The organism is Kribbella shirazensis, assembly GCF_011761605.1.
Lineage (GTDB): Bacteria > Actinomycetota > Actinomycetes > Propionibacteriales > Kribbellaceae > Kribbella > Kribbella shirazensis.
In genome coordinates, this window is record NZ_JAASRO010000001.1 from 3,211,800 (window position 1) to 3,231,953 (window position 20,154).

Here is a 20,154-nt window from a genome sequence, read left to right on the forward strand (position 1 = left end):
TCTCTCCTTCTGTCGTTCCGCCTGGCGGTTGGACAGCGGGAGACCGCATGAAGTTCGCTCCGAGTCATAGGCTGTGGGTATGTGCGGTAGGTATGCGTCCAGCCGGGCCCCGTCCGACCTTGTCGAGGAGTTCGAGATCGAGGCGGGCAACGTCCGTGAGTCGGTCGAGGAGCTCGAACCGGACTACAACGTCGCGCCGACCAAACAGGTGGTCGCCGTGGTCGAGCGGAAGAACCGCGAGCAGCCCGACGCGACGATCCGGAAGCTGACCACGGTGAAGTGGGGCCTGGTGCCGTCCTGGGCCAAGGACCCCTCGATCGGGAACCGGCTGATCAACGCCCGGATGGAGACCGTCGCCGAGAAGCCGGCGTTCAAGAAGGCGTTCGCCACCCGGCGCTGCATCCTGCCCGCCGACGGTTACTACGAGTGGTACACCGCCGAGGAGAAGGTGAACGGCAAGCCGGTCAAGCAGCCGTACTTCATCCACCCGCCGGACGGCAGCGTCCTGGCGATGGCCGGGCTGTACGAGATCTGGAGGGACAAGTCGGTCGAGGACCCCGAGCGGGACGACGCCTGGCTGTGGACCTGCACGGTGCTGACCACCTCAGCCACCGACGACCTCGGCCGGATCCACGACCGGATGCCGCTGCTGGTCGAACGCGAGCGGTACGACGCCTGGCTCGACCCCCTGTCCTCGAACACCGACGACCTCCTCGAGCTCCTGGTCCCGGCCTCCCCGGGTCGTCTCGAGGCATACGCCGTCTCGAAGGCGGTCAGCTCGGTCAAGAACAACGGCCCGCACCTCCTCGACCCCCTGCCCCCGGACGGCGCCGATCCGACGGAGCGCCCGCCAGCGCCCGACGAAACCACCCTCTTCTAGGCCTGTCCCCGCCCGGCGCCCTCCTCCCGCATCTGCTGGGTGGGCGTCCGAGATGCAGGGTTCACGACCCGGATCTGGCTGGCAAACCCTGCATCTCGGACGTCAACCCACCCGGTGGTTCCCCGGGCAGCGCGCCGTGTTGGGCGAGTCGGAGGCTCGGCGGCCGACGCACCGTGTGCGTGGTGCGGTTTCCGAGGGGCCGGGGATGACAGGATGGGGCGGGTGACCGACGAACGGATTGTGGGGACGCCGCACGGAGAGGCACGGATCCTGGCGCATCGCGCCCGCCGCCCGGTGGCGACGCTGGCGCTCGGTCATGGGGCCGGGGCCGGGATCGAGTCCGGCGATCTGGCCGCGCTGGCCGCGCGCCTGCCGAAACAGGACATCAACGTCTTCCTGATCGAACAGCCGTGGCGCCGGGCCGGCCGCAAGCTCGCGCCGGCGCCGAAGGTGCTCGACGAGGCCTGGATCGCGATCATCGGGCAGCTGCGGGTGCGTACGCCGCTGGTGATCGGCGGGCGGAGCGCCGGCGCCCGCGTCGCCTGCCGTACCGCGAGCCGCTTGGGCGCGTCCGGCGTACTGGCAATGGCGTTTCCGCTGCATGCGCCCGGCAAGCCGGAGAAGTCCCGCGTCGACGAGCTGCAGGGGGCCGGGCTGCCGACGCTGGTCGTCCAGGGGGAGCGGGATCCGTTCGGTACGCCGGAGGAGTTCCCGCCGCTGACCGAGATGGCGGTGGTGCCGGACGCCGACCATTCCTTCAAGGTCCCGAAGCGTGCCGAGCTCGATCAGCAGGAGACGTACGACCTGCTGGTCGAAGCTGTGTTCGAATGGGTCAGCCGCGAGGTGTCCGGATAGCGACCGGCCGGCGCGGTGGGAATGCCCCCGCGGCCGGGCGTGTTGTGACGAACATGATGGCGACGAGAGAGGCTCCGGCGCGGACGACCGGGAAGACCCCGGTATTCTCGATCACGATGCCGACTCCCACCACCACCGAGACACCCGAGCAGCGGACCGCGCGCTTCGAGCGCGAGGCGCTGCCTTTCCTGGACCAGATGTACGCCGCGGCGATGCGGATGACCCGTAATCCGTCGGACGCCGAGGACCTGGTGCAGGACACCTTCGCGAAGGCGTACAGCTCGTTCCACCAGTTCACGCCGGGCACCAACCTGAAGGCGTGGCTGTACCGGATCCTGACCAACACCTTCATCAACGGATACCGCAAGCGGCAGCGCCAGCCGACGCAGTCGCCGACCGAGGAGATCGAGGACTGGCAGCTCACCGCCGCCGAGTCGCACACTCCCGGCGGGCTGAAGTCGGCCGAGGCGGTCGCGCTCGAGCACCTGCCCGACTCCGACGTCAAGGAGGCGCTGCAGGCCATCCCGGAGGACTTCCGGCTGGCCGTGTACCTCGCCGACGTCGAGGGCTTTGCCTACAAGGAGATCGCCGACATCATGGGCACACCGGTCGGCACCGTGATGTCGCGGCTGCATCGCGGCCGGCGGCAGCTGCGTGACCTGCTCGGCGACTACGCACGGGACCGCGGTCTGATCCCGGCGCCGGACGAGAGTACGGACGCCGCCCCGTCGATCACCGGCGGAGCAGTGGAGAAGGAGGAGTCGTGAGCTGCGGCGAGCCCCACGACGTCGACTGCGGAGAGATCCTGCAGCGGGTGTACGTCTTCATCGACAACGAGCTCGAGGACGCCAGTTCCGAGGAGATCCGCCAGCACCTCGAAGAGTGCGCCCCCTGCCTCGACGAGTACGACCTGGAACGCTGCGTCAAAAACCTGGTCCACCGCTCCTGCGGCTCCGACCACGCCCCCGACGCCCTCCGCCAGAAAATCCTCCTCCGCCTGACCCAAATCCAGGTAGAAACCACAATCACCACCCCCGACTGAATCCCCGATTTGATCAAATCGGATGCCCGGTGACGGTGCGGGTCAGATCGAGTGCGCAGCGAACTCGTAGCGCTCGAATTCGCCGCGACCGAGTTTCTCGAGAAGGTCGCGGGCGTCGGCGAAGTAAACCTCCGACGCATTCCTGAGCAGGGGCAGCGCGGTGTTCAACTGGTCGACGGCCAGGCCGTGTTCGCCACGGGCAGCACTGATTTTCGCGAGTTCGACGTACAACCGGCCTTCGCGCTCGGCATCGCGGGCTGTCCGCGCCGCCAGTAGGCCCCGTTCGATGTGCTCTGCGGCGCTGTCGTAGTGGCCTTGCGCGGCGTAGGCGATCGCCAGCAGATGGTTGCTCTCGCCCTGGAACGTGGCGTCCCCGGCCTGCTCCACCACGCGCAGTGCGCGCAACCCGAGCACCACGGCATCCGCATGGCGTCCGACCTGCACGTGGGCGAAGGCGGCGTTGAGGTTTCGCTTGAAAACCGCCCGTGTGTCATCCGCCCGCTCGGCAAGGGCGATGCCCTGGGCAAACGCTTCGTCGGCCCGCGCGAACTCCCCGGTGCGATCGTAGAGGCCGCCGACCGCCGTCAGGGCGACGCCTTCCAGCGTCGTGTCCTTGATCGCGCGGCTGAGGGTGAGGGCGGTGCGGCCGTACTCCAGCGCCTCGTCGATACGTTCCTGGAAGCCGAGCAGGTAAGCCAGCGACGAGCAGGACCGCGCCTGACCGAACCTGTCGTCGATCTCCTGGAACATCTCCAGAGCCACCATGATCCGCTCGATGGCCGCGCTGGTTGCACCGCTCTCGGCGTCCGGGATGGCGCTGTCGTGCTGTAGCCAGGCAGCCGTTCCTGGCCGCCCGTGCTGCTGTGCGAGCTCGACCGCTCCGACCACGAATTCGCGCATTTCCTGCCAGCGTCGCCGCGACTCGTGATAGCCGAACAACGCCAGCGTCAGCTCCGCAAGAAGCACGTGATCCGCCAGGCTGGACTGTCGTGCCTGCCGGAAGCGGTCCACTAAGTTGCGTTGCTCTGCGTCGATCCAGCGCAGGGCAAGTTCACGGTCGCTGAAAGTCGGAAGGAGCCCGCGGCTCCCGACAGTTGCCAGCGGCAGCCGTGGGCTGGTCGGATGTGTCAGGGCTTGCGAGATCCATCCCATCTCGGTGTACAGCCGGAGGACCCGGGCCAAGATCTGGTCACGCTCGGCCGACGCGAGGGTCTCGTCGGCGACCTCTCGTCCGTACGCGCGGATCAGGTCGTGGAACCGATAGCGCGACGGGGCAACGGACTCGAGCAGGTTGAGGTCGACGAGTCGCTCGAGGATCGCGGTCGCCCGGCGCAGCGGAAGCTCGAGCAGCGCGGCGGCGACGGCCGTGATCAGGTCGGAGCCGTCCGGCACGGCCAGCAGCGGGAGTGCTCCGGCGGCCTGCCGGTCGAGCTCGCGGTCGCTGGTCTCGAGGAAGCGCACCGAGCTGGCGATGCTGGCCCGGACGCCGTTCTCGTCGGAGCCGAGGCTGTCGAGGCGGCGTTCCTCGTCCTGCAACAGATCCACGAAGTGCTGGACAGGCCACGTCGGCCGGGTAGCGAGCCGCCCGCCGATGAGCCGGACGGCCAGTGGCAACCGTCCGGAGAACGTCGCCAGCACCTCGGTCGCGGCGGGTTCCGCGGCGACGCGTGCCGGGCCGATGACCTCCGTGAGCAGCTCGAGCGATTCGCTCTTCGACAACGCGTCGAGGCGGATCTGCCGCGCGCCCGGCAGGTTCACCAAGGACCCACGACTGGTCACGATCGCCGCGGATCCCGCACGCCCAGGGAGCAACGGCAGCACGTGGGCCGCGTCCGTGGCGTTGTCGAGAACCATCAGAACCCGGCGACCGGCCAACTGGGAACGCAGCAGTGCGGTAGATTCCTCGACGTCCTCCGGAATCAGCTGCAGATCGACCCCGAGAGAGCGCAACAGGTGCCGGTGCGCGTCGGCGGTGGCCATCGGATCACCCGGGCCGTACCCGCGGAGGTTCAGATAGAGATGACCGTCGGGATAGCTGTCGGCCAGCTTGTGTGCGGCCTGCACGGCCAGAGTGGTCTTGCCGATGCCGCCCATCCCGGTGATGGCAACCACGCCGACGGCGCCGCTGTCGCCGTCCGCCGGAGCGCGCAGAACGGCAAGTATTGCGTCCATCTGGGCACTGCGGCCGGTGAAGTCCGGTGCCGCGGGCGGAAGCTGCCATGGCATCGGGTACCGGTCCGCGGCCGGTTGTTGCCCGGTCACGCGGGCGGGTGTGGACCCGCTCTTGCTGCGGGCAACGGACAGGAACTGAGTGGCTTCGGTGGGCGACAGGCCGAGGGCCGTGGTGAGTGAGCGGACGGTGTCCTGGCGCGGGCGGCTGCGGGTGCCGCGTTCGAGGACGCTGATGGCTTGTTCGCTGAGGCCGGCCTTCTCGGCGAGGGCGGCCTGGGTGAGTCCGGCGCGGGTACGGAAGGTACGGAGGAGCTCGCTCAGCGTCGGCGCGGCCGGCTCGCTCAACGTGCTCACCCTCCTCGGATCCAGGCCCGATATCGGTCAGTACCGGAAACTTGCGGGCCTAACTCTAGAGGGATCCGCCGACCACCGTACGTCGTTGTCCACAGGTCTGCGGGTGCGCGGCCGGATGGGTGCCGTCGTACGGGGGAGTTGGTCACCGAATGCCCAACGATCGTTTGAAAGATAGCATTCAGTATGCGACCGGGGACTCTCCGAATACAGAACCTCTGTTATAGGTGGTCTGCTGTAAAGCTGTGACCAAATCGCAAAGACCCCGGATTTCTCCGAGGTCCTCGCTGTCTGTAGCCGCCTTCGTTCAGGCGTTCGGGCGCTTGCCGTGGTTCGCGCCCTTCTTCTTGCGTGCACGGCGCTTCCGGCCGGTCTTTCCCATTTCTAAGCCTCCTTGAAACAACTGCAAAGAGTCACAGTCTCTCATACCACTCCCGGTTCCTCACGTCCTGCGGCGGGTCACGGTTGGGCTTACAGTGTTTCGGCGCAGGCCTGATGAGCAAAATTCAGACGAGTCAGCGAAGAGCTGTCTGCCCCCCTACGTCCGGCAGATCACCGGGCGTAAGACTGCGACCGCTGATCGGAGGTGACGTATGATGACCGGCGACGTCTGGGACTGGTGAACCTTCTGTCGTGGAGGGCATGAGATGACGTGGCGCCCTCGGGTCAGGACGCTGCGGCTCGTTGTCTCGGTGACAGCGGCTGCTGCTCTGATCGCGCTGGGCCTGGCCGTCTCCGCAACCCATGACCCCCTTGTCGTGGCCGGGCTGTGCCTGGTCGCTCTCGTTGCCAGTTCGCTCCGATCTGTCCACACGCAACGGCAGATCGAACTGGTATCCGTCGTACTTGTTGCGGTATACGTCATTGCCGGACCTGAGGCCGCTGTCGTGGTCGCCGCAGCGGGTTCTCTCGTCCAGGCGCCCGCGCCGGCCATCAAACGTATCTTCAACAGCGCTCAACGTGTGTTGTCCGCCGGCGGCGGCGCGATCGCGTACGCCGCCCTGGGTGGCCCTGTGGGAGATGAGGTACTGCGCCGGATTCCCGATGCCATCGTGGCGACAACCGTTGCCAGCATCGCGCTGCAACTCGTGAATGCCCTCCTGATCTCGATGGTGCTCGGCCTCGAACGGGGTCCGAGTGGAGTGAAGGAGTTCCTCCGGCACGTCGTCCGGACGACCGCCGTGCCGGTTCTGGGCTACGGTCTGCTCGGTCTCTCGATGGGCATCATCTGGATTGGTGGATTGAACATCCTCGCCGGAGTGCTGATCCTCGGCCCCCTCCTGGTCGCCCGGTGGGCGCTCTCGCAGTACGAGGCCGAGCGCAAGGCGCAGGCGGCGACGCTGCGGGCCTTCATCCAGGTGATCGAGACAAAAGACCTCTACACCCGTGGTCATTCCGAGCGGGTGAGTGAAGGCGTCGGCATGCTCGGACGGCAGCTGCAACTGCCGGAGGACCGGCAGCAGGCGCTCGAGCACGCCGGGCTGTTGCACGACGTCGGTAAGGTCGGCGTACCGACCAGCATTATTCGTAAACCGGGGCGTCTGGACGACTCCGAGATGGACGCGATCCGGCTGCACCCGGCACGCGGTGTCGAGTTGATCGGGAACATCCCGTTCCTCGAGGAAGTGAAGTCTGCTGTTCTCCATCACCACGAGAAGTACGACGGAACGGGTTATCCGGCCGGACTCAGTGGCACCAACATCCCGTACTTCGCCCGGATCATCGGGATCGTCGACGCGTTCGACTCCCTGACCTCGACGCGGTCTTACCGGCCGGCCCGGACCGTCGACGAGACCGTCGCGATCCTGCTGCAGGACCGCTACACACACTTCGACCCAGAGCTCGTGGACGAGTTCGTAGAGGTGATCAGGCGCGACGGCTGGACTCCCGCCGCGGCCGAGCAGCCGGCGCCGAACGCCGAGCTCGAGGCGCCGATCGATCACGACGACCTGAGCCTCGGCAGTGGTGGCGGCGCCAGCGGGTCGGCGGCCGGACCGGCATGACCGTCCCCGGTGAGACCGAGGGCCTGGAGTTCCGCGGGTCCGGCAGCGGAGTGGTGATTCTGATCGCGGGTGCCGCGCTCGGTGTCATGGCGCTCGCCATGACGGCTCATCGTGGCGTCACGGGGTGGCCTTTCGCGCTCACCTTCGGGGTCCTGATCGCGGTCGGCGAGATGGTTCAGTTTCGCGTCGACATGACGCGGAATCGGGCTCCGATCGCCACCAGCGCTGCGTTGGGTTACTGCCTGCTGCGCGGTCCGGAGGTTTCGGTCCCACCGGAAGTCGCACAGATCGTCGCTGTCGCGGCCGTGGCGACCGCCATCGGCGTGCTGCCACGAATCGTCGCGGGCCTCTGGTGGGACGCGGTCGTATCGTCGCGGCGGCTCCTCTCGGTCGGCGCGGCGGCGGTGGTCTTCGCGGCGATCGTGCCGAACAGCCTGTCCTGGAACGGTTCCGTGGCACACGCGCTGCCGCTGGGAGGCGCGATGCTGCTTGCGGTCTCCTGCGCCGCGGGGCTCGACGCGATCGTCGGAGCAGGTCAAGCGACCGAGCGGTACGGCAAGCCGTTCCCCGCGGCGTTGCGCGACGAGCTGGGTGTCACGGCCCGCATCGGGATGGCAATGGCGATCAGCGGCATGCTGCTTGCCGCCGGAACGTCTCTTGTCGGTCTCTGGGCCCCACCGCTGGTGCTCGTGCCATTGCTCTTTACACAGTTCGCGTTTCGGCGTTACTCGTCGGCGCAGCGGACGTATCGGAGTACGGTGCGGTCGATGGCTCGGAGTACGGAGATTGCTGGGTTCAGTAGTCCGGGGCAGAACGCGCGGACCGCGCAGCTCGCGGTGGCTATCGGGCATGATCTGGGGTTGACGCCGGCGCGGATGGAGGCGTTGGAGTATGCGGCCTTGTTGTCGGGGGTGGGGCAGCTGGCGTTGGCGGATCCCAGTCCGGGTGGGGCTTCGTTGTTGCGGACCCGGGAGGAGCGGCAGCGGGCGGCGGAGATCGGGGCTTCGGTGATCGAGCGGTCGGGGGTGCTGGATCATGTGGCGGAGATCGTGCGGCACTCCAACGATCCGTACCGGCACGGGCGGGCGAACAATCCGGGGATTCCGGTGGAGAGCGGGATCGTGAACGTCGCCCTGGCCTACGAGCAGCTCGTGGGGGAAGGGTCGGGGCAGACGCCGGACAAGGCGATGGAGTCGATCGGGCTGGGGATCGGTGCGGAGTACGACCCCGTGGTGGTGGCGTCACTGCGCCGCATCGTCGGGCGCGGCTTCAGGTTCTGACAGTTCGCGACCGGCCTCAGGGGACAGGTGCAGCAGGGCCGGCGTACCGGCGCACGGCTCGAGGTCGTCCCACAGCGGCGCGCACGTCGCAGGTACCCGGCCGGAGGCGCCCATACCGGCGTACAGCAGCAGACCGGCGCCGGCGGCGATCAGTACGTCGCCTGGGCTGACGGCCTGGCCCAGCCCGGGAAGTGCCACCGGTACGACGTCCCCGAGCCACGGCAGCCGCGTCGCGGCGTCGGAGATCTCGTGCCGCGGATCGGTCACCATCGCGTCGCCGACGCCCGCGCGCTCCAGGGCCCGCAGCGACACCGGCATCGCACCGTTCAGTGCGACGACGACCGCGTTGCCGAAGAACCCCAAAGCCAGCAGGCCGACGCCGGGATGCCGCAGGTTCATCCGCAGGAACACCGCGATGCAGACCGCCGACCCGATCAGCCCGACCGGGTACGCCGTACCGCCGAAAAGCGACCCGAGCAGCTGCCCGATCGCGGCCGCGGCCAGCCAGTGCACGCCGGTCAATGTGTTGTCGGCCAGCTGCCCGAAACGTCCGCCGGTCGCGAGCGCCGCCGCGGCGGCGAGCACCATGACGAGGAGGACCAGCAGCACGCAGGAGATTCTGCCGAATCAACGGCCCGAAACCGGGCAAGCTGATCCCGCAGCGTGTCGATTTAACCGCAAAAAGTGACGGCGGCCCGGGATCCCGGACCGCCGTCAGCGTGATTCAGGACTTCGCTGTCGCCGCCCCGCCCTCGTCGATGATCTCCGGCAGGTCCTTCACACCCGGGTCGCCGCGGTCGGCGACGTAGTCCGTCGGGTGCGTGGAATCCTGGCCGTCCGGCACCTTGAGCGCCCGGAAGACCACCGTCAGCGCCACGACCACGATCAGGTTCAGCCCGAAGGCGGTCAGCGCGATGTAGGACTGCGTATCCGTGAACGGGATGTTCGCCAGCGAGCCGCCGAAGTGCTTCTTCGTCGCCGGGTTGATCACGTTGTAGGCCTCGAGGGTGCCGAACACCATCGCCACCGCCCAGCCGGCCAGCAGCGCCCAGCGGTGGAACCACCGGGTGTACAGGCCGACCACGATCGCCGGGAAGGTCTGCAGGATCCAGATCCCGCCCAGGAGCTGGAAGTTCAGCGCGAGCGTCTTGTCGAGCATGAGAACGAACGCCAGCGCGCCGACCTTCACCACCAGCGACGCCAGCTTGGAGGCCTTCGCCTCCTGCGCCGGTGTCGCGTCCGGCTTGAGGAAGTCGCGGTAGATGTTGCGGGTGAACAGGTTGGCCGCCGCGATCGACATGATTGCCGCCGGCACCAGCGCGCCGACCGCGATCGCCGCGAACGCGATGCCCGCGAACCACGACGGGAACTCCTGGTCGAACAGCCGCGGGATCGCCAGCTGCGGGTTGGCCAGGCCGTCCAGGCCGGTGACGTTCACGTTCGCCTTGATCGCCATGAAGCCGAGCAGGGCCAGCAGACCGAGCAGCAGCGAGTACGCCGGCAGGATCGCGGCGTTCCGCCGGACGATGTTGCGGTTCTTCGTCGACAGCACCGCGGTCACCGAGTGCGGGTACATGAACAGCGCCATCGCGGATCCCAGCGCCAGCGTCCAGTACGCCGAGTAGCCCGACTCACCGGGGATGAACGCGCCGACCGGCTTACCCGTGGCCGGGTTGGTCTTGGTCAGCTTCTCCTGGGCCGCACCGAAGATCGCGTCCCAGCCGCCGAGTACATGCGGCAGGTAGAAGATCGCGACCGCGATCACCAGGTAGATCAGGCCGTCCTTGACGAACGCGATCATCGCCGGCGCCCGCAGACCCGACGAGTAGGTGTACGCCGCGAGGACCGCGAATGCGATCAGCAGCGGCAGGTCCTTCTCGAGCAGGCTGTCGCCGCCGAGGCCCATCGTCTCGAACACGGCCTGCATACCCACGAGCTGCAAGGCGATGTACGGCATGGTCGCGAGGATGCCCGTGACCGCGATCGCCAGGGACAGTGCCCGGCTGCCGTACCGGCCGCCGACGAAGTCCGCCGGCGTCACGTAGCCGTGTCGGTGCGACACCGACCACAGTCGCGACATGAACACGAAGATGATCGGGTAGACCACAATCGTGTACGGCACCGCGAAGAACCCGCTGATCGCCCCGGTCGCGTACATCGCGGCCGGTACGGCGACGAACGTGTACGCGGTGTAGAGGTCGCCGCCGAGCAGGAACCAGGTGATGAACGTGCCGAACCCGCGGCCGCCCAGGCCCCACTCGTCCAGGTTGTCGAGGCGGCCGGTACTTCGCCACCGGGCCGCCATGAAGCCCATCACCGTGACCGCGGCGAAGATCACCACGACGATGATCAGCTGGATCCAGTCCACCGTGGTGTTCACCGGTCCGCCTCCGTCTCCGGCCGATCAGGGTCACCAAGTCCCTGCGCGGCCCGGCGCTTGCGCTCCTCGGTGATCACCAGCCAGTAGCAGATGCTCACCAGGATCGCCGACAAGAACACCCACAAGAACTGGTACCAGTAGAAGAAGGGGAATCCCCACAGCCGAGGCTCGTCCTTGGCATACGTGGAGACCAGGAGCGGTACGACGACCGCGATCGCCAGCAGTACGCCGGAGATCCAGTACGCGGGTCTGACCGCGGATAATCGGGACACTGCAAACCTCCTCGGGACACACAGGCGCAACGGAGCACGCTACCGTTCGACCGGACTGGCCACTAGACCAAACAGGTTGGTGCATGGATAACGAAAAGGCATGGTTCGTACGGCGCGTCGTACTGTCCGTGCTGTTCCTGCTCATCGTTGCCGTGCCGTTGTATCCGGAGCTGTTCGGGCTGGACGAGCTGACGCCGCTCACGCAGCTCGCCGCCTTCCGCCCGCAGATTCTGGTCGTCGTCCTCGCCCTGGCGCTGCTGATGCTGGTACGCCGGGGCTGGCGGATCGCCGCGGCCCTGATCGGCGTACTGGGGCTGATCGGGGTCGCGCTGACCGTGCCACGCGAGCTCTCCGCCGCGCGACCGGCACCGGACGGGGCCCGCGAGCTGACCATCATGGTCGCCAACGTGCTCGGCGGCGGTGCCCGGGCCGCGGACGTGGCCGAGGTGATCCGCGAGCGCAAGCCGGATCTGGTGTCGTTGCCGGAGGCACAGGTCGACGTCCGTGAGGAGATCCGCGCGCAACTGCAGGACCAGCAGTACAAGGGCTTCACGACCCAGCCGAGCCGGGCGGTACCGAGCGCGACGAGCGTGCTGGTCTCGGCGGCCCTCGGTGACGTGGCGTTCGCGTCCGAGCCGGGGACGACGTTCGGCACCGTCGTCGTGACGGGTGGGAACCTCGGCCCGATCCGGCTGATCGCGTACCACGGCTACCCGCCGCTGCCGGACGCGGTGACGACCTGGAAGAAGGATCTGCAGAAGGTACGGCAGTGGTGTGCCCAGAATCCGCCGATGGTCGTCGCGGGTGACTTCAACGCGACCGTCGACCACGCGGACTTCCGGCACGCCTTGGGCGGTTACTGCCGCAGCGTCGGCCCGGCCGTCGGCGGCGGTCTGCAGGGGACCTGGCCGGCCGATCAGCCGGCAGTACTACGCACGCAGATCGACCACGTGGTGGTGTCACGGCAGCTCCAGCCGCGACGCTTCACGACGTACCCGATCCGCGGCACCGATCACCGGGCCGTGGTCGCGACGGTCGCCGTACTGCCCTAGGAGGGATTGGCCGCCGGTCGGTAGATGTACGGCTGCGACGACTGCACGGCCTCGGTCAGCATCAGCAGCAGGTCGGCGCGCGCCTCGATCGGGCGGCCGAACAGCTCGTCGTCACCGGGGATCGGGAATCCCTTCACGCCGATCGCGAGCTGGCTGAGCAGGACGTGCAGGACCCCGCGGGCGTTGAACACCGGCGGCGTCGGCCACTCCGGCAGCGTCTCGTGCATCAACGGCTGCTGCGCCGCGGTCGCCGCGATCGGCTTCAGCCAGCGCTCGAGCTCGTCGCTGGTCAGCATGTTCCGGTGCAGGACCGTCATCACCGCGTGGGCGACCCGGTCGTGCTCCTCGTGCACCCAGCGGTACGGCGTGTCCTTGACGATCCGGTCCGCGAGCACGTCGAGCAGCGCGCGTAGCACGCCGGCGTCGCAGTGCCGGGACCGGGCCAGCGCGCCGATCGCGTCGGCGCCGTGAGCGACGGCATGGGCCCAGCCGCAGTCCGCGACGTACCCGCGCAGGTCGCGCTCGCGCAGCAACCAGGTGGCCAGCCGGTCGCCCCAGCGCATCACCACCTCGTCGTGCACCAGGAACTCGGCGTTGTCGCGGTGGATCACCTCCGCCAGCGTCAGCGCGGTGAACGAGCGCCGGAAGACCGTGTCGGTACCGTCCTCACCGAGCCCGTAGTTCAGCCCCGCGCAGAGGCCGTCCCCGAACCCCGGAAGCAGGTCGTCGTACACCCCTCGCTCCAGCCAGGTGGCGAGTGTCGGGTAGGCCAGGGCGTCACGGACCTGCGGGTTGGTGCTCGCCAGGCCGCGTACGAGCTCCTCGGTGAGTTCGGTCAGCGTACGGTCGTGCGGTACCGCGTAGTCCGCGGCCATCACGTCCTGCCAGTACGTCGACTCCACCCGAGCATCCTTTCATCTGTCGCTGATCAATCAACACCTACCCACACCCTCTTGTCGAGCGGACCACCCGAGTCGCTGGTATGAGGGCGTGTGAGGACGCTGCGCCTACTGCGCGGCACTCGGCGGGCGCCTCGCCGCACTGGAGGAAAGGCCACGATGAAACCACATCGAGGCCTTCCCTCCAGCGCGCCGAGGCACTCCGCCGAGCACCTGCTCGCGACGGCGCAGCGTCCTCACACGCCCTCATAAGCCCCGGTAGCATCAAGCTGTGCCGTCTTTGACCGATGTGGCGCGCAACCACACGACGCTCGACCAGGCCGACCTGGACCGCCTGCAGCTGCTCGTCTCCGACTGGCAGATGCTGGCCGACCTGTCGTTCGCCGACCTGGTGCTCTGGCTGCCGGACACCGAAGGGCTGGGGTTCTGGGCCGGTGCGCAGATGCGTCCGACGACCGGCCCCACGGCGTACCTGGACGACATCGTCGGCAGCTTCATCCCGCGCGGCCGCCGGCACCTGCTGGACCAGGCGTACGACGGCGGCCGGATCTGCCGCGAGGGCGACCCGGAGTGGCGCGACGACGTACCGGTCCGGGTCGAGACCATCCCGGTACGACGGGGTGCCCGGGTGATCGCGGTGATCGCGCGGAACACCAACCTGCTCGGCGTGCGGACGCCGTCCCGCCTGGAGATCGCGTACCTGCAGAGCGCGACCGATCTGGCCCGGATGATCACCGACGGGATCTTCCCGTACGGCGGCGAACGGCTGCTGTCCACCACACCACGAGTCGGTGACGGCTGCATCCGTGTCGATCGGCACGGAATGGTGACGTTCGCGAGCCCCAACGCGTTGTCGGCGTACCGGCGGATGGGCCTCGTCACCGATCTGGTCGGATCCCGGCTGAAGGACGTGACGGCCGACCTGCTGCAGTCCGGGCACAAGGTCGACGACGTGCTCGCGTCCGTGGTCACCGGGCGGGCGGCCAAGGAGATCGAGATCGAGAACTCCGACGCCACGCTGTTCCTGCGGGCGATCCCGCTGCGCGCCGACGGGCAGCACGTGGGGGCGCTGATCCTGCTCCGGGACGTGACGGAGCTGCGCAGCCGGGAACGGGAGCTGGTCACCAAGGAGGCGACCATCCGGGAGATTCATCATCGCGTCAAGAACAACTTGCAGACGGTCGCCGCGTTACTCCGGATGCAGGCCCGGCGGATCACCGTGGTGGAAGGACAGACCGCGCTGGCCGAGGCGGTCCGGCGCGTCGGGTCGATCGCGATCGTCCACGAGACGTTGTCGGAGTCGTTCGACGAGCACGTCGACTTCGACGACGTGGCCGACCGGGTCGGGGCGATGGTCGCGGACGTGTCGACGGTCGCGACCGCGGTGGAGACGCGGCGGAGCGGGTCGTTCGGGGTCCTGGACTCCGAAGTGGCGACGCCGCTGGCGATGGTGCTGACCGAACTGATGCAGAACTCGGTGGAGCACGCGTTCGGGGCGCGCGACGGGGGAGCGGCCAGCGGCACGATCGAACTGATCGCCGAGCGCTCCGTCGGCCGGCTGCGGATCCAGGTGATCGACAACGGCAAGGGACTGCCGACGAACTTCGACTCCGAACTGTCCGGCAATCTCGGCCTGTCCATCGTCCGCACCCTGGTGATCGGCGAACTCGACGGCACCCTGGAGTTCGGCAACCGCCACGACGGCGATCCCGGCGCCCAGGTCACCCTCGACATCCCGGTCAAGGACTGACCCCTGCCACCCGCATTTGGCTGGTCCGCCAGTCAAATGCGGGGTTCTACACCCTTGAGATGGGTGTGGAACCCCCGGTTTCGCTGGCCTGCCAGGCGAATCGGGCGGGGTGGGGCGGGAATGCGAAAGGCCCCGCGGGGAGTTCCGCGGGGCCTCGAGAGGACTTGCTCAGGCGGTGCGGATGCGTTGGCGGGCGTTGCGGCGCTTCAGAGCGCGACGCTCGTCCTCGCTCAGGCCGCCCCAGACACCGTGGTCCTGGCCGGCTTCGAGCGCCCACGCCAGGCACTGCTCACGCACGTCGCAGCGTCGGCACACCTGCTTGGCCTCCTCGATCTGCATGATCGCCGGCCCGGTGTTACCGATGGGGAAGAACAGTTCCGGGTCCTCGTCGAGGCATACGGCCCGGTGGCGCCAATCCATGGCGGATCCCATCTCTCTCAGTAGTTGACGTATGCTGCCGGGTAGGTCTGTGCCCGGCCAGCGGTGCTGTATTCGTCGGTTCGTGTCGCACGGGGGTTGGTGCCGCGTCCTGTTGTGAACGCATTCACGAACGAGACCATGTTCCCAATCTTGGGGGATCGAAACAAGGGTTATGGAGTTGTCGATCCGATCACAACGCTTCCTTAACACTCCGAACTGGCACGCAGTGGTTCTCTCCATCCGGTTATCGGACAGAGCGGCCGTTCCGCAAGCACCCGTTCACTGCAGGTAACCGTTCCAACCGCCCATTGGTTACGCACAACCTCAAATCCCTGTGGGGCTGGGGTTCCCGCGCACCGGATCGGGTGCGCGCATCGTTCGACGTACCCAGATCCCCCGGGGACGCTGGCACTAAGCTGGCGAAGTGCCGACCGACTCCCCAGTTGCCGCCGTCCCGAGACCGCTCAAGCTAGCCGCGGCAGTGGTCGCTGTGGAAGGGCTCGTGCTCGTCGTTCTCGGAATTGCCGAAGCCTTGACGATTCACAGCTCCCGGCTGGTCCTCGGGCTGACCACCACGGGCTTCTTCGTCCTGTACGGCGCCTGCCTGGTCCTCGTCGCGTTCCGTGGTCTGTGGAAGGCGGCCCGGTGGAGCCGCGGACCGACGGTGTTCACGCAGCTGATCCAGCTCCTGGTCGCGTACAGCTTCTGGGGCGGAGGCACGAAGGCAGTCGCCGTAGCGCTCGCCGTGCTCGCGCTCGCCGTACTGGTCTGCGTGTTCCAGAAGGCCTCCACCGACGCACTGGCCGGTGGCGACTCCGGCGACCACCCGGTGCTCTAGTTACTCCTTGAGCAGGCCGGCGCGCAGCTCCGTCAGGGTGCGCGCGAGCAGCCGGGAGACGTGCATCTGCGAGATCCCGATCTCCTCGGCGATCTGGGACTGCGTCATGCCGCGGAAGAACCGCAGCGTCAGGATCCGCTTCTCGCGGGTGTCGAGCTGGGCCAGCAGCGGTTTCAGCGACTCGCGGTACTCCACGCTCTCCAGCGCCTCGTCCTCGCCGCCGAGACCGTCCAGGACCGTCGTCGCGTCGGTCTCGTTCTGATCGGGGGCGTCCAGAGACAGGGTGTTGTACGCGTTCGCGGACTCCAGGCCCTCGATCACCAGATCCGGCGAGAGGCCGAGCCGCTCCGACAACTCCGCCACGGTCGGCGCGCGGCCGAGCTCCTGGGTCAGCTCCGCGGTCGCCGCGGTCAGCGACAACCGCAGCTCCTGCAGTCGCCGCGGCACCCGGATCGCCCAGCCCTTGTCCCGGAAGTACCGCTTGATCTCACCGAGGATCGTCGGCGTCGCGTACGTCGAGAACTCGACGCCACGCTCCGAGTCGAACCGGTCGATCGCCTTGATCAACCCGATCGTGGCGACCTGTACGAGGTCGTCGTACGGCTCGCCGCGGTTGCGGAACCGGCGGGCCAGATGCTCCACCAGCGGCATGTGCAGCGCGACCAGGGCGTCGCGGGCGGCGGCGTACGCCGGATCGCGCGCACCGGCCGCCATCTCCTGGAAGAGCTCGGCGGTCCGGGTGCGCAGATCGGGGGACTCCTGCGGCTCGCCCAGAGTGCGCTCGTCGCTCACGCCTGCGCCTCGCTGGCGCTCGGCTCCGGCGTGAGCGAGAACGCTGCTCTGCCCATGGCTCGCTCGCTACGCTCGCTCACAGGCTCTCCGTCGCAGTAGCCGTCATGCTGATCGTCAGCCGCCCGTCGATCGTCTCGGCGGCGGCCGACTCCACCAGCGCGGTCAGCACGGTCCAGCCGAACGACGTGGTGTCCGGCCGCCAGCCGTTCGGTACGACGGCACTCGTGCGCACCGTGAGCTGCGGCGGAGCGATCTCGAAGACGCACTCCAGGACCCCGTCCGCGGACTGCGGCAGCAGGAGCGCGCACGCCTCGTCGACCGCGATCCGCAGATCGTCGATCGCGTCCAGGGTGAAGTCGTTGCGGGCCGCGAGATTGCCGACCACCGCCCGCGGTACGGCGACGTACGCACTGTCCGCCGGGATACTCAGGCGGACCTCGGCGGCTCCTGCGGTGCTGCTCACGTCGTCTCCCTCGTTTCGACCCACCACGCCGTACATCATCCAACCTCAAGCCCCGCGCCGCACGGCGAACGGCCCGCCACTTGGCCGCCACCTGCCGCCACCTGCCGCCACTTTGTGCACCAGGTCCGTACGGCGTGGGCTCAACCGTGCGGATGTGGTGCACAAAGTGGCAGCGGGCCGGTAGCCGGCCCGGTGCTCGGTGCCTCGTGCTCGGTGTCTCGCGGCTAGTGCGTGGGCTCGACGTGCGTCGGGTCGAGGACCCGGCGGAGGAAGGTGCGGGTGCGCTCCTCCTTGGGGTCGCCGATCACGTCGGCGGGCGGGCCCTGCTCGACGATCACGCCGCCGTCCATGAACACCACCCGGTCCGCGACCTCGCGCGCGAACGCCATCTCGTGGGTGACGACGAGCATCGTCATCCCGTCGAGCGCGAGCTTGCGCATCACGGTGAGCACGTCGCCGACCAGCTCGGGGTCGAGCGCGGACGTCGGCTCGTCGAACAGCATCAGCGCCGGGTCCATCGACAGCGCCCGCGCGATCGCGACCCGTTGCTGCTGGCCGCCCGACAGCTGCGCCGGGTACGCCAGGATCTTCTCGCCGAGCCCGACGCGCTCGAGGTTCGCCCGGGCGATCCTGTCCGCCTCCTCGGCAGAGCGCTTCAGGACGGTGCGCTGGGCAACCGTGCAGTTCGCGAGCGCCGACAGGTGCGGGAACAGGTTGAACTGCTGGAACACCATCCCGATCTGCTGCCGGGCCGCGTCCAGGTGGCAGTCCGGGTGGGTGATGTCCTCCCCGCGGACGATCACCTGTCCTTCCTGCGGCTGCTCCAGCAGGTTCACGCAGCGCAGCAGCGTGGACTTGCCGGACCCGGACGGGCCGATGACGCACACCACCTCGCCCTGCTCGACGGTGAAGTCGATACCGCGCAGGACGTGGTTGGTGCCGAAGGACTTGTGCAGGTTCTTGATCTCGACCAGTGCCATCAGCGCGTCCTCGCCGTCCGTGCCTCGAGCCGGCGGGCCAGGATGCCCAGCGGCAGCGTGATCACCAGGTAGCAGAAGCCACAGACGACGATCGGGGTCAGGTTCGAGTACGTGTTGGCCAGGTCGCGACCGAAGCCGGTGAGCTCGTACCCGTCCGCGGCGACGCCGATCATGAACACCAGCGAGGAGTCCTTGACCAGCAGGATCAGGTCGTTGGTCAGCGGCGGCAGCACGATCCGGAAGGCCTGCGGCAGCACGATCTTCCGCATCGCCACCCCGGCCGGCATGCCGAGCGAGCGGGCCGCCTCGACCTGCCCCTTCGGCACCGCCTGGATACCGGCGCGGATCACCTCGGCCATGTACGCCGACGCGACGATCCCGAGCGCCAGCCACACCACGCCGTACGGGTCCCAGGGGATCGTCATCCCCGGGAACGCCAGCGGGAGCAGGCTGAAGGCGATGAACACCACGATCGCCGGCAGGCCGCGGAAGAACTCGATGTAGGCGGTCGCGAGCCACCGGTACGGGCCGACCTGGCTGAGCTTCATCAGCGCCAGCAGCGTGCCGCCGGCCAGACCGATCACGAACGCGCCGGCGGTGTACTCGACGGTCTTCACCAGCGCCTGGAGCACGCCGTCCTGGAACGTCGACTTGATGAACTCAGGCTTGAAGAACACGCTGCCGATCTGGCCCCAGTCCGCGGTGAACGCGGCGACCACGACCAGGACGACGAGGATCGCGTACTGGATCCAGCGGGAGCGCTGAGCCCGCTGCCGCGGGCTCAGCCCCTTCCGCTCAACAACGGTGTCGGTGGAGGTGCTCACTTCTTCGGCTCAACCCCGAACCACTTCTTGTAGATCTCGTTGTACTTGCCGTCCGACTTCGCCTTGGCCAGTACCTCGTTGAACTTCGCCACCACCTTCGGACCGCTGCCGTCCTTGAGCGCGCCGAAGCCGTACTGCTCGCCGGTGTCGAACTCGGCGACCACGGCCATGTCCGGGTTCTCCTTGACGAAGTCGTAGAGCACGCCGTTGTCGTTGATCGCGGCGTCCACCCGGCCGGACTTCACGTTGTTGGTCTGCAGCGCGAGGTCGTTGAACGGGATCACCGTGTAGCCGTTGGCCTTCGCGTTGTCGTCCGCGTACTTCTTGCCGGTGGTGTCGGCCTGGGCGCCGAGCTTCTTGCCCCGCAGGTCGGCCAGCGCCTTGATGCCGGAGTCCTTCTTGGCCATCAGCACCTGGGTGGCGTCCATGTACGGCTCGGTGATGCTGATCGCGGCCTGGCGCTCCGGCGTGATGGTCATCGCGCCCATGCCCATGTCGCACTTCTTGGCCTGGAACGCCGCGCCCGAGGTGACCTGCGCCCACTCGATGTTGACGACCTCCTGCTCGATGCCGAGGTCCGCGGCGAGCAGATCGAGCAGGTCGACGTCGAAGCCGACGACCTTGGTGCCCTCCTTGTACTGGAACGGCTTGTACGGCAGGTGGGTGCAGACGGTCAGCTTGCCGGGCTTGACCAGCGTGATGCCGGCCGCGGCCGCCTTGTCCTCGGAACCGCCGCTGCTACTGTCCGAATCGCCGCCGCCACAGGCGGTCAGGGTAAGCGACAACGCGAGCGCGACGGCGGCGACCGGGGCAAGAGCCCGGCGCTTGCGGAGAGTGGGGACGATGTTCATCGCGGATTCTCCTCGACAGGGGTTGTGAATGCCCGAATCCTGGCACACGT

Annotated in this window: 21 protein-coding genes; 9 read left to right on the top strand and 12 right to left on the bottom strand. The window is 68.1% G+C overall.

The window, feature by feature from the left end:
* Nucleotides 1–79: 79 nt before the first annotated feature.
* From BJY22_RS15835 to rsrA, 4 genes are all read left to right on the top strand, one after another.
* On the top strand, nt 80–880 hold the full coding sequence (locus BJY22_RS15835) for an SOS response-associated peptidase (protein WP_167207539.1): 801 nt from the start codon (nt 80–82) through the stop codon (nt 878–880).
* Nucleotides 881–1,093: 213 nt separating this feature from the next.
* Nucleotides 1,094–1,735: an alpha/beta hydrolase family protein gene (locus BJY22_RS15840; protein ID WP_167207541.1), complete on the top strand. Its 642-nt coding sequence runs from the start codon at nt 1,094–1,096 to the stop codon at nt 1,733–1,735.
* 116 nt (nt 1,736–1,851) lie between these two features.
* The gene (locus BJY22_RS15845) at nt 1,852–2,502 is read left to right on the top strand and encodes a sigma-70 family RNA polymerase sigma factor (RefSeq protein WP_167207543.1); all 651 of its coding nucleotides are present in this window, start codon (nt 1,852–1,854) and stop codon (nt 2,500–2,502) included.
* Nucleotides 2,499–2,777: a mycothiol system anti-sigma-R factor gene (gene rsrA / locus BJY22_RS15850; RefSeq protein WP_167207545.1), complete on the top strand. Its 279-nt coding sequence runs from the start codon at nt 2,499–2,501 to the stop codon at nt 2,775–2,777. Before BJY22_RS15845 ends, rsrA begins: the two co-directional genes overlap by 4 nt.
* A 42-nt stretch (nt 2,778–2,819) precedes the next feature.
* Here rsrA and BJY22_RS15855 read toward each other — a convergent pair whose 3' ends face one another.
* Nucleotides 2,820–5,303 (bottom strand): helix-turn-helix domain-containing protein, encoded by a 2,484-nt coding sequence (locus BJY22_RS15855; RefSeq protein WP_167207547.1) that lies wholly within the window; start codon nt 5,301–5,303, stop codon nt 2,820–2,822.
* 304 nt (nt 5,304–5,607) lie between these two features.
* Complete coding sequence (locus BJY22_RS43295) at nt 5,608–5,682, bottom strand: 50S ribosomal protein bL37 (RefSeq protein ID WP_369759046.1); 75 nt, start codon at nt 5,680–5,682, stop codon at nt 5,608–5,610.
* A 265-nt stretch (nt 5,683–5,947) separates the two neighbouring features.
* Here BJY22_RS43295 and BJY22_RS15860 point away from each other — a divergent pair, with 265 nt between their 5' ends.
* Nucleotides 5,948–7,303, top strand: coding sequence for an HD-GYP domain-containing protein (locus BJY22_RS15860; RefSeq protein ID WP_167207549.1), 1,356 nt, complete (start codon nt 5,948–5,950; stop codon nt 7,301–7,303).
* Nucleotides 7,300–8,583, top strand: coding sequence for an HD-GYP domain-containing protein (locus BJY22_RS15865; protein WP_167207551.1), 1,284 nt, complete (start codon nt 7,300–7,302; stop codon nt 8,581–8,583). The genes BJY22_RS15860 and BJY22_RS15865 overlap by 4 nt, the downstream gene beginning before the upstream one ends.
* Here BJY22_RS15865 and BJY22_RS15870 read toward each other — a convergent pair.
* From BJY22_RS15870 to BJY22_RS15880, 3 genes are all read right to left on the bottom strand, one after another.
* Nucleotides 8,545–9,192: a DUF5317 domain-containing protein gene (locus tag BJY22_RS15870; RefSeq protein ID WP_337758732.1), complete on the bottom strand. Its 648-nt coding sequence runs from the start codon at nt 9,190–9,192 to the stop codon at nt 8,545–8,547. The two genes, BJY22_RS15865 and BJY22_RS15870, sit on opposite strands and share 39 nt — an antisense overlap.
* A 115-nt stretch (nt 9,193–9,307) precedes the next feature.
* Nucleotides 9,308–10,963, bottom strand: coding sequence for a monocarboxylate uptake permease MctP (mctP, locus tag BJY22_RS15875; protein ID WP_475418529.1), 1,656 nt, complete (start codon nt 10,961–10,963; stop codon nt 9,308–9,310).
* The gene (locus BJY22_RS15880) at nt 10,960–11,235 is read right to left on the bottom strand and encodes a DUF3311 domain-containing protein (RefSeq protein ID WP_167207553.1); all 276 of its coding nucleotides are present in this window, start codon (nt 11,233–11,235) and stop codon (nt 10,960–10,962) included. The genes mctP and BJY22_RS15880 overlap by 4 nt, the downstream gene beginning before the upstream one ends.
* Nucleotides 11,236–11,318: 83 nt before the next feature.
* On the opposite strand from BJY22_RS15880, the gene BJY22_RS15885 reads away from it, so the two are divergent.
* A complete protein-coding gene (locus tag BJY22_RS15885) occupies nt 11,319–12,287 on the top strand; it encodes an endonuclease/exonuclease/phosphatase family protein (protein WP_167207555.1) in 969 nt (322 codons plus the stop codon).
* On the opposite strand, the gene BJY22_RS15890 is transcribed toward BJY22_RS15885, so the two are convergent.
* Nucleotides 12,284–13,189, bottom strand: a complete 906-nt coding sequence (locus tag BJY22_RS15890) for a DUF2785 domain-containing protein (protein WP_167207557.1) — start codon at nt 13,187–13,189, stop codon at nt 12,284–12,286. The two genes, BJY22_RS15885 and BJY22_RS15890, sit on opposite strands and share 4 nt — an antisense overlap.
* Nucleotides 13,190–13,457: 268 nt before the next feature.
* On the opposite strand from BJY22_RS15890, the gene BJY22_RS15895 reads away from it, so the two are divergent.
* A complete protein-coding gene (locus BJY22_RS15895; RefSeq protein WP_337758733.1) occupies nt 13,458–14,936 on the top strand; it encodes a sensor histidine kinase in 1,479 nt (492 codons plus the stop codon).
* A 168-nt stretch (nt 14,937–15,104) separates the two neighbouring features.
* Here BJY22_RS15895 and BJY22_RS15900 read toward each other — a convergent pair whose 3' ends face one another.
* Nucleotides 15,105–15,356, bottom strand: coding sequence for a WhiB family transcriptional regulator (locus tag BJY22_RS15900; RefSeq protein WP_130383822.1), 252 nt, complete (start codon nt 15,354–15,356; stop codon nt 15,105–15,107).
* A gap of 424 nt (nt 15,357–15,780) precedes the next feature.
* Between BJY22_RS15900 and BJY22_RS15905 the strand changes: the two genes are divergently transcribed.
* Nucleotides 15,781–16,194, top strand: a complete 414-nt coding sequence (locus BJY22_RS15905; RefSeq protein ID WP_167207559.1) for a hypothetical protein — start codon at nt 15,781–15,783, stop codon at nt 16,192–16,194.
* Here BJY22_RS15905 and BJY22_RS15910 read toward each other — a convergent pair whose 3' ends face one another.
* The 5 genes from BJY22_RS15910 to BJY22_RS15930 form a co-directional block, all read right to left on the bottom strand.
* Nucleotides 16,195–16,986 carry a SigB/SigF/SigG family RNA polymerase sigma factor gene (locus tag BJY22_RS15910; RefSeq protein WP_167207561.1) on the bottom strand — a complete coding sequence of 264 codons (792 nt, stop codon included), beginning with the start codon at nt 16,984–16,986 and terminating at the stop codon, nt 16,195–16,197. It lies immediately after the preceding gene.
* A 76-nt stretch (nt 16,987–17,062) separates the two neighbouring features.
* Nucleotides 17,063–17,449 carry an anti-sigma regulatory factor gene (locus BJY22_RS15915; RefSeq protein WP_167207563.1) on the bottom strand — a complete coding sequence of 129 codons (387 nt, stop codon included), beginning with the start codon at nt 17,447–17,449 and terminating at the stop codon, nt 17,063–17,065.
* 224 nt (nt 17,450–17,673) lie between these two features.
* Nucleotides 17,674–18,429 (bottom strand): ATP-binding cassette domain-containing protein, encoded by a 756-nt coding sequence (locus tag BJY22_RS15920; protein WP_167207564.1) that lies wholly within the window; start codon nt 18,427–18,429, stop codon nt 17,674–17,676.
* Entirely contained in the window at nt 18,429–19,253 is an 825-nt protein-coding gene (locus BJY22_RS15925) for an ABC transporter permease subunit (RefSeq protein ID WP_167207566.1), read from the bottom strand. Before BJY22_RS15925 ends, BJY22_RS15920 begins: the two co-directional genes overlap by 1 nt.
* Nucleotides 19,250–20,104: an ABC transporter substrate-binding protein gene (locus BJY22_RS15930; RefSeq protein ID WP_167207568.1), complete on the bottom strand. Its 855-nt coding sequence runs from the start codon at nt 20,102–20,104 to the stop codon at nt 19,250–19,252. The genes BJY22_RS15925 and BJY22_RS15930 overlap by 4 nt, the downstream gene beginning before the upstream one ends.
* Nucleotides 20,105–20,154: the final 50 nt, after the last annotated feature.